Source organism: Pseudoalteromonas shioyasakiensis (assembly GCF_022398475.1).
Lineage (GTDB): Bacteria > Pseudomonadota > Gammaproteobacteria > Enterobacterales > Alteromonadaceae > Pseudoalteromonas.
In genome coordinates this window covers 1-12,605 of the sequence record NZ_JAKEVM010000126.1, presented here as the reverse complement: position 1 = coordinate 12,605, position 12,605 = coordinate 1, and the positions used below count along the sequence as shown (strand labels likewise).

The 12,605-nt window shown below is 42.2% G+C and carries 11 protein-coding genes, 3 tRNA genes and 2 rRNA genes; 10 read left to right on the top strand and 6 right to left on the bottom strand.

Going from position 1 to position 12,605, the window contains the following annotated elements; genetic code table 11:
* A 23S ribosomal RNA gene (locus L1D51_RS17205) occupies positions 1 to 217 on the top strand; the annotation flags it as partial.
* Positions 218 to 437: 220 nt separating this feature from the next.
* Positions 438 to 552 (top strand): 5S ribosomal RNA (gene rrf, locus L1D51_RS17200).
* A gap of 706 nt (positions 553 to 1,258) precedes the next feature.
* Here the strand turns inward: rrf and L1D51_RS17195 are convergent.
* The 4 genes from L1D51_RS17195 to uvrD all read right to left on the bottom strand — a co-directional run bounded on the left by L1D51_RS17195 (position 1,259) and on the right by uvrD (position 7,474).
* Positions 1,259 to 2,107: a CZB domain-containing protein gene (locus tag L1D51_RS17195; RefSeq protein WP_239964315.1), complete on the bottom strand. Its 849-nt coding sequence runs from the start codon at positions 2,105 to 2,107 to the stop codon at positions 1,259 to 1,261.
* 67 nt (positions 2,108 to 2,174) lie between these two features.
* Entirely contained in the window at positions 2,175 to 3,299 is a 1,125-nt protein-coding gene (locus tag L1D51_RS17190) for an ABC transporter substrate-binding protein (protein ID WP_275669206.1), read from the bottom strand.
* Entirely contained in the window at positions 3,262 to 5,331 is a 2,070-nt protein-coding gene (locus L1D51_RS17185) for a GNAT family N-acetyltransferase (RefSeq protein ID WP_239964312.1), read from the bottom strand. Before L1D51_RS17185 ends, L1D51_RS17190 begins: the two co-directional genes overlap by 38 nt.
* Complete coding sequence (uvrD, locus tag L1D51_RS17180) at positions 5,309 to 7,474, bottom strand: DNA helicase II (RefSeq protein WP_054563945.1); 2,166 nt, start codon at positions 7,472 to 7,474, stop codon at positions 5,309 to 5,311. The genes L1D51_RS17185 and uvrD overlap by 23 nt, the downstream gene beginning before the upstream one ends.
* Before the next feature lie 258 nt (positions 7,475 to 7,732).
* Between uvrD and L1D51_RS17175 the strand changes: the two genes are divergently transcribed.
* Both L1D51_RS17175 and L1D51_RS17170 read left to right on the top strand, forming a co-directional pair.
* Complete coding sequence (locus L1D51_RS17175; RefSeq protein ID WP_054554878.1) at positions 7,733 to 7,957, top strand: hypothetical protein; 225 nt, start codon at positions 7,733 to 7,735, stop codon at positions 7,955 to 7,957.
* A 121-nt stretch (positions 7,958 to 8,078) separates the two neighbouring features.
* Entirely contained in the window at positions 8,079 to 8,447 is a 369-nt protein-coding gene (locus L1D51_RS17170) for a YacL family protein (RefSeq protein WP_054563944.1), read from the top strand.
* A gap of 32 nt (positions 8,448 to 8,479) precedes the next feature.
* Here the strand turns inward: L1D51_RS17170 and L1D51_RS17165 are convergent, their stop codons facing one another.
* Positions 8,480 to 9,109 (bottom strand): peroxiredoxin-like family protein, encoded by a 630-nt coding sequence (locus L1D51_RS17165; protein WP_054563943.1) that lies wholly within the window; start codon positions 9,107 to 9,109, stop codon positions 8,480 to 8,482.
* Positions 9,110 to 9,242: 133 nt separating this feature from the next.
* On the opposite strand from L1D51_RS17165, the gene L1D51_RS17160 reads away from it, so the two are divergent.
* Complete coding sequence (locus L1D51_RS17160; protein ID WP_055199370.1) at positions 9,243 to 9,863, top strand: dUTP diphosphatase; 621 nt, start codon at positions 9,243 to 9,245, stop codon at positions 9,861 to 9,863.
* On the opposite strand, the gene yrfG is transcribed toward L1D51_RS17160, so the two are convergent.
* Positions 9,864 to 10,520, bottom strand: a complete 657-nt coding sequence (gene yrfG / locus L1D51_RS17155) for a GMP/IMP nucleotidase (protein WP_054563941.1) — start codon at positions 10,518 to 10,520, stop codon at positions 9,864 to 9,866.
* 61 nt (positions 10,521 to 10,581) lie between these two features.
* Here yrfG and nudE point away from each other — a divergent pair, with 61 nt between their 5' ends.
* From nudE to L1D51_RS17130, 5 genes are all read left to right on the top strand, one after another.
* Entirely contained in the window at positions 10,582 to 11,154 is a 573-nt protein-coding gene (gene nudE, locus L1D51_RS17150; RefSeq protein WP_239964310.1) for an ADP compounds hydrolase NudE, read from the top strand.
* Positions 11,147 to 11,944: a 3'(2'),5'-bisphosphate nucleotidase CysQ gene (gene cysQ / locus L1D51_RS17145; RefSeq protein ID WP_055021754.1), complete on the top strand. Its 798-nt coding sequence runs from the start codon at positions 11,147 to 11,149 to the stop codon at positions 11,942 to 11,944. The genes nudE and cysQ overlap by 8 nt, the downstream gene beginning before the upstream one ends.
* Positions 11,945 to 12,184: 240 nt before the next feature.
* Positions 12,185 to 12,261 (top strand) — tRNA-Met (locus L1D51_RS17140).
* 44 nt (positions 12,262 to 12,305) lie between these two features.
* Positions 12,306 to 12,382, top strand: a tRNA-Met gene (locus tag L1D51_RS17135).
* A gap of 139 nt (positions 12,383 to 12,521) precedes the next feature.
* Positions 12,522 to 12,598, top strand: a tRNA-Met gene (locus tag L1D51_RS17130).
* The last annotated feature ends 7 nt before the right edge of the window (positions 12,599 to 12,605 follow it).

The following is a 12,605-nucleotide window of genomic DNA, read 5'->3' as shown; positions in this document are numbered from 1 at the left end:
GTTCGGGTTGTCATGCCAATGGCACTGCCCGGTAGCTACGTTCGGAACTGATAAGCGCTGAAAGCATCTAAGCGCGAAGCAGGCCTCGAGATGAGTTCTCACTAGACTTTTAAAGTCTCTGAAGGGCCGTTGAAGACTACAACGTTGATAGGCAGGATGTGGAAGTGGTGCGAGCCATTAAGCTAACCTGTACTAATTACCCGTGAGGCTTAACCATACAACGCCAAACGCGTTTTATGACAGCGTAACGAACAGAAGTTAAGTTACTAAAGTAGATTTTACGAAGCTGTAAGCCATAAGCTTTAAGCTGTAAGAAAATATCAGATTTCCAGATTTATGTAGGGTGAACCGCAACGCTTAACGCGAAATCAGTTCACCTTGCGCAAAGGACTCGTAARCGCTACGCGCTTTGTCGAGAATCCTTTCCACGCCTTTTGCTTGGTGACAATAGCGTTTTGGACCCACCTGACCCCATGCCGAACTCAGTAGTGAAACGAAACAGCGCCGATGATAGTGTAGCAGCTGCTATGTGAAAGTAGGTCATCGCCAGGCTCCAAATTAAAGAAAGCCCGATTCGAAAGAGTCGGGCTTTTTTGCGTTTTAGCTGTCAGCTTTCAGCCATCAGACGTCAGTTGAAATGTGGGGTTGTCCTGTACAGAGACTCCCTCAGCAACACCCCCCGTAGGAGGCACTTCAGTGCCGAATTCAGACCATAAAAACACATTCATGGCTAAAGCCATTCCTACGTGATGAGAAGGTTAGACGTTAGATATTAGATGTCAGTTGATCTACCGGGTTGTTAGGTAACTGAGTCACCCTCAGCAACAAACCCCGTAGGAGGCACTTCAGTGCCGAATCTAGACCAGAACAAACACATTCATGGCTAAAGCCATTCCTACGTGATGAGAAGGTTAGACATTAGATGTCAGTTGATCTACAGGGAATGTAGTACAGAGTCACCCATAGCAACAAAACCCCGTAGGAGGTACTTCAGTGCCGAATTCAGACCTTTACAAACACATTCATGGCTAAAGCCATTCCAACAAGTACACTTTGCCTAGAACCTAGAACCTAGAACCTAGAACCTAGAACCTCCGGCAGAGGAAGACGCAGCACCAAACACCCACACCGCGCGGCTGAACGCTGAAAGCTGATAGCTCTGTGATGTGTTGGGTTTCGCTTCGCTCTACCCAACCTACGCCAGGCCTTTCAACTTTCCCCTCACTAACTTTACTCTTTCTAACTCGCTAACTAGCGACTAAAAAAGCCCATACTCTTCGGTTTCTTCTGCTTCGTGGCGCATGAGGTGCTCTGGGCGGAAGATGGCACTTGGGTCTAATAACAAGCTGTGTTTATGCTTCATTTTGATTAGTCCGCGCATCATGTTTTTAGTTTGCGGATCAACATCAAAACCAACCGAGGTAAGTTGGTCTAACGGTTTGATATCTTCTTTCTTCACATTGATGTTGTCTTCTACTTTGTCGACTAGAAGCCCTATATGAGGTGTTATACCGTCTTTTGTGGTGAAGATGATGATAGGCTTGTAATCAAGAATGATCTGCTCACGTGCCGATTCAAACAATCTAATAAGCTGGTTGAATGTTTGGCGCTTTTTCTCTGCAAATAGGCTAATCACCTTGTCGTGAGGTTGGCTTTTTTGCAATTCTAATAACTCACCGGCCATAGCATGTAATTCACGGTGTGGCTTATCAAACTTGGCTAAGATACTTTGTAAGTCTTCGTTATCGGTTTCAAAGTTGTTATACCAACGACCGAATGCACATTTGTCTGGATCTGTGGCTTTTGTAAAAGGTGCACCTGTTACTAGGCTATTTTCTAAGGCATCTAGCCAATCTAAATGGTCTTTTTCTCTTTCGACTAAAAGGTCAGATAATTCGGCATTGGTTTCTTTGGTTGAGTGATTGTTTAATACAATTCCTAAATCAAAGATAGGCGTTGGAGTTTCCATATAATCTTTAACTCCAATGAAGCTTTTATTTTCATTTGGCAACGACGTTAAGTTTCCTTCGTAACGCTCGGTTAGAAGAATATCGAGAATTTTTAGTGAAATGGTCTTTTGGCCAACTCGAAAATTAATCAGATCCATATTTCCCTCAAAGCCTTGTTAAGTCTCTATAGCATAGAACATTATTGTAATTTAGTCGTAGTTTAACCTAATTACTTTTAAAATATGAGCGGTAGATTTTTTTGTTATTTCCCGCAGTGTGAGTGTTAAATAGATCAGCGAAATCTGATGTGTCAGTAAAGAGACGATTTAGCTCAGTCAGCAGACATTGATTGTTTAGAGGCGTTGGACATTTTTGGGCAGCGCTAACCAATGCAACGGCATTCAAATAACCTTCAAATATAATTCTATTCGCACTCGTGTGATAAGGCTCGATATCTTCAATAAACTGCTTACACCAAGGGTTTTTACAGTTATTAGGGTCGGGAACCACTTCAGTGACCATAATGTTGGCGGGCTGCTTAATTCGCTGATATAAATCATGACTCGATACAAAAGACACCGAAGTATAGTCTGGGTTGAAGCTTTGTTTGTTTGCAGCGTTAACAAATTCAGCGAGAGGCTTGTAGGTACCGACTAAACAAATTGCGGTTGCATTACTTTTTTTTAGAAGCGCTAAAGCTTTTGAAATATCATCACTATTGCGCTTAAATCGCGTGACTTCTACAGGTTTAATACCATGTATTTTTAGGGCGTTAACGAGATTGCTCTCTACCATATAACCAAACTCATCGGCTTGGATCATTAAACCAATTTTTTCATGCTTACGTTCTTTAACTAGGTAGTTAATTTGCTCTATGGCTTCATCTTGGTAGCTCGCACGAAGATTAAATACATTTGGCATTGAGCTGTTATGTAAAAAGTCAGCGCCTGTAAATGGCATGAGAAATGGAATACGGTGTCTATCTAGCAGGGGCTTAATTGCATGGGCTGTTGGTGTGCCCATAGAGCCAAAAATCGCATGGATTTTTTGGTCAAATAAAAACTCGCGGGTATTCACTACGGTATTTTTTGGCTCGTAGCCATCATCAGCTAATATCAGGTCGATACTTTGGCCGTTAACACCGTTTTCTTTGTTGATTTTATTAAAGTAAATATTACTGCCAAGCGCCAGTTGTTCGCCTATTTGCTTTGCAGGTCCTGTGAGCGCAGTGGACATTCCGAGTTTAATGGTAGGCTGTGAGTGTTCAGCTAAAGCTATCTGAGATAGCAGCAAGGTACAAATACTTAAACACTTAATAGCTGTTATTTTGAAGTGATTTATAGTGAGCATACCAACCTTGCACTGCGGTTTTGAACTGTGAGTCTAAGTCTTTTTTACCTGTAAAACCGGCTTCTTCGATTAAGCTATTTACAGAGGTTTGCTGTAATACTAGTCGAATAAGGATGAATTTTGTATGTTCATCTAATAAATTTAGACTAATTGGTGTGCTCCAAATCATTTTCCATAGCAATGGCTGTACTTGGAAGATGTTAATGTCACCGGTTAACAGTCGCTCAGCTCTTGTATTTAAGGCAGAAGATAAGGAGCTTTTTGGTAAGCCTTTGAATAATTCTGCAATAAGCTGCCAAGGAAGTGAGCTAAAGTGACCAAGGAGTTGTAAAGACAGGTCTTGTTTAAATTCCTCTATTAAGAGTGCTGCGCTATTTGTGCTTTGCTTATCTAACGCTTTAATCACTAAAGCAGCATGTTCAGCCGTTGCTTTGTCATGACTAAATCCAAGCTTAACAATATTAAAGCCATTACTTTGCCAAAACTTAACTAACGCTGCATTTGCGCCAAAACTGGCACCAAAATAACTGCAATTATTTAATTGGCTTTCGCAGTAGTTTAACAGGGCTGAGCCAATACCTTGTTGATGACATTCAGGTGCAACAGCTATTCTCACAACTCTCGCTGAGCGTTTACACAAGTCTTCTGTATTTCGGCTCAATTGAGTCAGAGTTTGCGCCATTAAATGACCATGAGGCCTGCGCTTTCCTTTTATTACTTGCTCTGCGATTTCTGGTGCTAAGCCACCTTCAATAGCAATTAAGCAAACGGCTTTTAATGCATTTTCTTGTTTGCAGATCGATAGCTGTAACTCTGGGGCATCAAGCAATTGGCGTAAGTCATTTACTGTGGTTTGGTAATGAGCCAGCGCCAGTAGCGCCATAATTTGGCTAAGCAGCTGCTCATCTTCAACGAGTTGATCTTTGCTTATATTTTCAAATTGGTAAGACTTACCACTCTGCGTATCTAGGTACTTTGCATCGAGTAGTAATAGTTCGCGTAGGCTATTTTCGAGGGGGTCATGTTTAGCAAAACGAATAGGTTCATCCAGAGTAACTGCCTTTAGCGATTTATATTGGCTACGTAAGTAATGTAAAAAGCGTAACGTGTAACCACGCCCATTTCCTTCATAACCAACCATAGTGCTAGCAAATACGATTCGTGGATAACTTTTTAGTATCTCTAATAGCATAGGAACCGGAATCGCCGCTGCTTCGTCGACAAATAACAGATCGCAGACAGGTTTTTCGTTTAGCAGTGTATCTGGCGCAATATAGCTAAGATTAGCTAGTTGCTTAAAGTTTTGCTCTTTGCTAACACCAAGCTCAGCAGCTAAATGCTTAAAGCTTGTTTGTACGGCTTTGACTTGCGTGGCGCAAATAAGGATTTTTTTACCTTGAAGATTTGCTGCTGCAAGCCCTAAAGCAGCAGACTTGCCGCGACCTCGGTCCGCACTGATTACAAAAGGGCGATTAGCGCGCCCTGTTGCGGTTTTAATAATTTGCTCAACACATGCTTGTTGTTGCTGATGATTTATCTCAGCAGTTGCTGGCGATACTGATTGGTAAGCAGGGAGCGAGTGTTCAGTAAAATAATGTGGCTGCAACTTTAGCTTGGAGAATAAACGCTGATTAAAAAAGCTGTGTTTAATCACTTGGCCATAAGAGGTAATACTAGTGAGTGCAGGGTCTTGCCACTTGCGGTCATCGGGCAGCAACAGTATCAGTACACCACCTGCTTTTACGGTACCTGCAAGCGCTGCGAGTTTATCGGCATATAAGCCGCTAAAACCATCAAAAATTGCGTGTTGAAACTCTTGGCCAAGAATTTGGTGAGCATGTTTTGGAAACTCACTATTTGCTAATAATGAGCTGCTACTGAAAACATAGGTATTTTTGAGCGCTAATTGGTTTGCAAACTGGTAGCACCAAGTTTCGCTGCCTTGCACAATGACAAGCTGGCGATGCTTTGCAATCACCAGCTCATTACACAGTGCTGTTAAGTACTCATTATAAGGCTTGAAGTCTTGCATACTGTGTTACAAGCCATTTGCTGCCTAGGTCATCAAAGTTCACTTGAATACGTGACTGTGCGCCGCTACCTTCGTAATTGAGTACGGTTCCTGCGCCGAACTTGGCGTGTAATACGCGTTGTCCTAAGTTAAAGCCGCTATCTTCAAATGCGGCATGTGTTACTGATGGACTAAAGCGACCTGCCGCTGGCGGTCTTGAAACCTGTGTTTTAATACGGATTTCTTCGATACAGTCTTCAGGCATTTCACGTAAAAAGCGTGATGGGCTATGGTACTTTTCTTGTCCGTATAAACGGCGACTTTCTGCATGGCTAATATATAGTTTTTCCATCGCGCGAGTCATACCAACATAGCAGAGGCGGCGTTCTTCTTCTAAACGACCAGACTCTTCATTACTTTGTTGTGATGGGAACATGCCCTCTTCAACACCAACCATAAATACCAATGGGAATTCTAGGCCTTTTGCTGAATGCAGAGTCATCATTTGCACCGCATCTTCGTGCTCGTCAGCTTGACCTTCGCCAGACTCTAGTGAGGTATAAGCCAAAAAGCCCTGTAGTGGTGAGCTGAACTCTTCATCTTCTGGGAGTTCATATTGACCACAAGCACTAATAAGCTCTTCTAAGTTTTCTACGCGGGCACGGCCTTTTTCACCTTTTTCAGCTTGATACATTGCCATTAAACCTGAGGTTTGAATGGCATATTTCGCTTGCTCTTCTAAGGTGAGATCGCTGATTTTATCTTCGATATGCTCAACAAGTTCTAAGAATTTAGTGACGGCACTTGCTGCACGGCCAGATAGGTGTTGTTGCTCTACAATTGCTTTTGCGGCATACCAAAGTGGCAATGACTCATTGCGCGCGCAATCACGGATATGACTTAGCGTTTTATCACCAATGCCGCGGGCTGGGGTGTTAATAACGCGCTCGAAAGCAGCGTCATCTTGACGGTTACCCACTAAACGTAAATATGAAAGCGCATCTTTGATCTCTTGACGTTCGAAGAAGCGCATACCGCCGTAAATGCGGTATTTTAAACCTTCTTGTAGCATTGCTTCTTCGAGTACACGAGATTGCGCGTTGTTACGGTATAAAATCGCGGCGTCTTGTAATGCATTACCTGCATTTAGCCAGCTACGTAGTTTGCTGCTGACAAAGCGTGCTTCGTCTAATTCATTAAACGCAGCGTAAACAGAAATAGGCTCACCATCATTGCCGTCTGTCCAAAGGCTTTTACCCATGCGTTCAGCATTGTTTTTGATCAGCGCATTTGATGCTTTTAAGATTGTTGCCGTTGAACGGTAATTTTGTTCAAGGCGAATGGTTTCGGCTTCGAAGTCAGTTAAGAAGCGTTTGATATTTTCAATTTTTGCGCCACGCCAGCCATAGATACTTTGGTCATCATCACCTACGATCATAATACTGTTGGTGTTACCTGCGAGTAATTTTAACCAAGCGTACTGGATTGTATTGGTATCCTGGAACTCGTCTACCAGCATGTGGGCAAAACGCTGTTGATAGTGACGTAAAAGTGTTGGGTGATTCTTAAGTACTTCGTAGCAGCGCAGCAGTATTTCTGCAAAGTCGACTAAACCTGCACGGTCACAAGCCTCTTGATATGCAGCATAGACTTTCAGCATCATTTGCTCATTAATATCGTAGGCTTGAATGTCTTTAGGACGTAGACCTTCATCTTTTTTCGCGCTGATATACCAGCCAAATTGTTTTGCTGGCCATTTTTTATCATCGATGTTCATCGCTTTGAGTAAGCGTTTGATCATGCGTTGTTGATCGTCAGAATCTAAGATTTGAAAGCTTTCAGGCAAGTTCGCTTCACGGTGATGGGCGCGTAAAATACGATGAGATAAGCCGTGGAAGGTACCAATCCACATACCACCAACCGGTGCTTTTAACGTTTCTTCTACACGGGTACGCATTTCTTTCGCGGCTTTGTTAGTGAAGGTTACCGCAAAGATGCTGTATGCAGAAGCTTGCTCAACTTGCATGAGCCATGCGATGCGATGAACAAGTACTCGAGTTTTACCAGAACCTGCACCTGCAAGTACCAGCATATTTTGCAATGGGGCTGCGACTGCATCCCGTTGTTTGTCATTTAAGCCATCGAGTAATTCAGAAACGTCCATCGTTACGCCTTTTCAATCTATAATGGGTGGAGTATAACAGGTGTTTATGCAAGGCTAAATAAAATACTGTTTTTATAAACAGCTATTTTGGCAAGTTATTAAAATTGTAAATGAAAATTGTGAATTTGACCGATTTTTAGCAAAAAGAACTAAAATTAAAATAACGCTACTTTTTAACACTTTGATTTGTAAGTCATAATAAGTTGGCATAAAGTGTGATTATAAAAAGTATAATCATTAAAAACTACAGAGGTTAGTATGGCAGAGCAAGGTTCTGGCGGTAATGTAATCGCAGCAATATGTAATATCTTTTTTCCTGGTTTAGGACAATTGGTACAAGGTCGTTTAATGGCGGCTATTGCATTCTTTTTAGCATGGGTTATTAGTGGTGCACTAATTTATGTGGCAGTTGGTTTTATTCTACTGCCAATCGTATACCTATGGGCGATTATTGATGCTGCACGCTTCAAGTCGCGACTCTAGCTATTTAATTAGCACAAACACGAGCGCCACTTAGGCGCTCGAGTTGTTTTAAGGCGACTAAACTCGCCACGTTTAGCTGCAAACGGTATAATTAGCAGATAACGTATTAAGAGTACCCTCCATGGAATATCAATTTATCCGCGACCCTATTAGCGGTTTACGCATTAAAATTTCCTCTGAACACGCCATCATAGGCCGTTGGCTAAACGAAGAAGTCGGAAAAGAAAAAATTGCGATGGTGCAAGCGTTGATCTCTGCTGTTAAGAACAGTCATGAGCCTTTAACCTTACAAGGTCAAGAAATTGATTTGATCTTAAGTAAAGATGAAGCGCTGTTCGAAGCACATGCATTACATCAAGATAACGAAGACTTAGTTGCCTACCAAGATGATGATTTAATGCTTGAAGAAGAAGGCCTGTGCAGTGGCTGTGGCTTTGAAGATTTTGTTGATTTAATTGAATCTTGGCAAGAATTTACACAAGGCCGGTAAGCAGACACATGTTCTGCTTATCGGTAGCTAATTTATTGCTCACTCACTGATTTAACAGCAGCTAGTAATAAATCTTCTGTTAAGCGTACTTTGTAATTTGGGTTGGCGTATTGAAAATGAACTAACCCATTTGTATCTAACACGAATACTGCGGGTACAGGCAGTGCTACTTTCGGCTCACCTTCTAACGAGACAAAGTTAACCCCAAGCTTATTGCGGTAAATCTTTGCTGTTTTGTCATCTAAATAAAATGCTAAACCTAACGTTTGCGCCAAAGTAAGGCTGTCGTCAGAAAGCAATTGATAGCTAGGAGCTGTAATTTTTGTTTCAGCGAGTTTTTCAGGGCTATCTGGTGAAACGGCAATTAGTTGCGCGTCTAAGCTTGCTAATTCTTTCTCAATTTTTTGCACGCTGGCCAATTGTTTTGAACAATATGGGCACCAGCCACCACGATAAACAATCAGCACGGTAGTTTTTTCTTTAAAGCGCTCAGCTAGCGAGACGGTTTTACCGTATTGGTCTTTCAATTCAACATTTGGCACCGTTAAGCCAGGTAATAACGGACTAACTTGCTCTGCTGACTCGGCAATATTAGTCGCAGTTGCAGCGATAACGTGGCTTGATAGTACAAACAGTGCACTAATGAATAGAGATTTAAACATGGGCTTCCTCGGTTATTTTTATCAACTGCAAAGATGACCTGATTGTTGCGGGATTTATTTCATCTTTACCTACATCAAACTCAAATTTAACTGTAGTATATAGGCAAATAAAAAATGCAAGTTGGGATAAAGAATGTCTGCTAATTTACAAAAACTCGTTGTTATGCTCGAGATGCAAAATGCGATGAATACCAAAGTTCATGAGCAATGGTTTAGCCAAGGTTTTGAATGGTATCGTGCAATTTGGGTTGAGTGTGCTGAAATGCTTGACCACTACGGTTGGAAGTGGTGGAAGAAACAAACCCCAGATACAGAACAAGTTATTTTAGAGTTAGTTGATATTTTCCATTTTGGTTTATCTTTACGCATTGATGGTGAAACCAGCTATGAGCAGTTAGCTGCGCAACTTGAAGCTGAGTTAAGTGCACCAGTTCAAGCCGATGACTTTAAACAAACACTCGAATTATTAGCCGCGTCAGCAGTCGCTGAAAAGAGTTTTAATGCAGCTGCATTTGCAGGTTGTATGGCGCAAATCGGTATGGATATCGATGATTTATACCGTGGCTACGTTGGTAAAAACACCTTGAATTTCTTCCGCCAAGATCATGGCTACAAAGACGGTAGCTATATCAAGGTGTGGAATGGCCAAGAAGATAACGAGCACTTGGTTGAAGTGGTAAAAAGCCTAGATACAGAGCATGCAGATTTTGCAAAACTTGTATATCAAGGCTTAGAGCAGCGTTACCCGAAGTAATCATTCAACGGGTATAAGCTCGCGAAAATCGATGGTTGATAAAAAGCCATCGAACTGCTTATGCGGTTGCTGACTATCAGGGTTGGCAACCGCAAGTATATGACCAATACCAAACTCTTTTGCCGCATCTAGCACGGCTGGGCTGTCATCCACAAATAAAGTCCGTTCCTTATCAAACTGCCATTCTTGGTGTACTTGTTGCCATAATGGTTGATGCTCTTTACTCACGCCATATTGATGAGTTGAGATCACACCATCTAAGTAATTATCGATAGCAGTATGTTCAAACTTTAACATGGCACAATCTGGGTGTGCGTTAGTAAGCATGATCAATTGCTTGCCTGCTTTTCTAAGCTCAGTTAAAAACGGCGGAACATCTTCACGAATTCTGATTAAATGTTGTATGTCACGTTTTAGCGCCATAATTGGTAAATCAAGTTGTTGTTGCCAATAATCTAAGCAGTACCAATTAATTTGTCCGTGAACTTGTTGATAACGATGTAAAATGTCAGCTTTTGCTTCGTCTAAGCTGATTTTATGTTTACGCGCATATTGCTCGGGAATAACAGTTAGCCAAAAGTAATTATCGTAATGCAAATCGAGTAGGGTGCCATCCATATCTAACAACACAGTATCGATTTTTGACCAATTTAACATAGGCAATTCACTTTAAAAGATTTATGATGAGCATAACTGCCATGATAGCAAATTAATGCCAATGACACAGAAAAAGCATCCTACACCACCGCAAATTTTGTCTAATGAAGTTGTCGCTAAAAGTCGACTATTTACTGTTGAATCTCTCGAATTGAAGTTCTCAAATGATGAGCAAAGGCAATACGAAAGAATTCGTGGCGGTGGCAGAGGGGCAGTTATGATTGTGCCAGTAACGGCCGATAACGAACTGTTATTAGTGCGAGAATATTGTGCAGGCACCAATGATTATCAGTTGGGTTTTCCAAAGGGCTTAATTGACCCAGGTGAAACCCCACAGCAAGCTGCAGACCGTGAGCTTAAAGAAGAAGTTGGTTTTGGTGCCAAGCATTTCGCTGAACTAAAAAAAGTCAGCATGGCGCCAAGTTACTTTAATGCCACGATGCATATTTTGTATGCTGAAGACCTCTACCCTGAAACCTTACCTGGTGATGAGCCAGAACAGCTTGTCGTTGTAAAATGGCCAATAACTGATTGGCAATCATTATTGCAACAAGAAGACTTTACTGAAGCACGAAGTGTCGCAGCTTTGCTATTATTAACAAAGTACTTAGAGTCGGGAGCGGGCAATGAATGATTTTTTAGAACCGTGTATTCGGTTAGCTGAGCAAGCAGGCGATGCCATTATGGCCATTTATCAGCAGGATGATATTGGTGCTGAGCAAAAGTCAGATCATACTCCGGTCACCAAGGCTGACTTAGCATCGAACGATGTATTAATGGCTGGTTTGAAAGCCATAGCCCCTGATATTCCAATTATGTCAGAAGAAACACCCATTCCGGCGCTGGCAGACAGAAAAGATTGGCACCGTTATTGGCTGCTTGATCCTATGGATGGTACCGGGGAGTTTATTCTCGAAAGCGGTGATTTTGCCGTCAATATCGCTTTAGTTGAAAATAATCGCCCAGTACTGGGTGTTATCCATTGGCCAGCGAAACAAGTGACTTATTTTGCTAGTTATCAAAATGGCGCGTTTAAACGTGAAAATGGCCAAGATCAGCAAATTTCGGTAGCAACGCCGGATAATTTAACCTTAGCTGTAAGCCGCAGACAAAAAATTGAAGCGGTCAGCCAGTATTTAAATACTCAGTTTGCGACGGTGGCATTAGGCTCATGTTCATTAAAAGCGTGTATTATCGCTGAGGGTAAAGCGGACTGCTTTTTACGTATCGGGCCAACGGGTGAGTGGGATACTGGTGCGTCACAAGTGATTGTCGAAGAAGCTGGTGGCTGTATTACAGATGCCGAGTTCAACCCGTTAACTTACAATCAACGAGAAAGCACAGAAAACCCTGATTTTATCGTGATGGGTCACCCTGATTGGGAGTGGCAAAAAATGATTAGTCCTCATCAGCGTGCATTCTAACGGTGTTTTGTGTGCTTTTTGTTCGCTTGAATTAAATTTGTCACTATAACCCTTGATTTCTCATCTTATTGCTATATGATAGCGCTCTCTCTGGAACAGGGCTGCAATAACATGCTTATGTTACTTAGAGATTACAGGCGCGGGATGGAGCAGAATGATAAATCATTCGTCGGACTCGCTAATACCTGAAGTCGAAGGTCGTCGGTTTAAATCCGGCTTCTGGGACTCTAAACATACAGGCGCGGGATGGAGCAGCCTGGTAGCTCGTCGGGCTCATAACCCGAAGGTCGTCGGTTCAAATCCGGCTCCCGCAACCAACTTCTTAAATTAAGTGAGAAGTAAAATAAACTTAATATTCAGGCGCGGGATGGAGCAGCCTGGTAGCTCGTCGGGCTCATAACCCGAAGGTCGTCGGTTCAAATCCGGCTCCCGCAACCAATCTTTTAAAAGATTGGTATATTGTTGGAACTTTAAAGGTCGTCGGTTCACTCTTCACCTTCACAGCTCCCGCAACCAATTCTCTGAATTGGCTGACTTCTTAAATTAAGCAAGAAGTAAAATAAACTTAATATTCAGGCGCGGGATGGAGCAGCCTGGTAGCTCGTCGGGCTCATAACCCGAAGGTCGTCGGTTCAAATCCGGCTCCCGCAACCAATCTTTT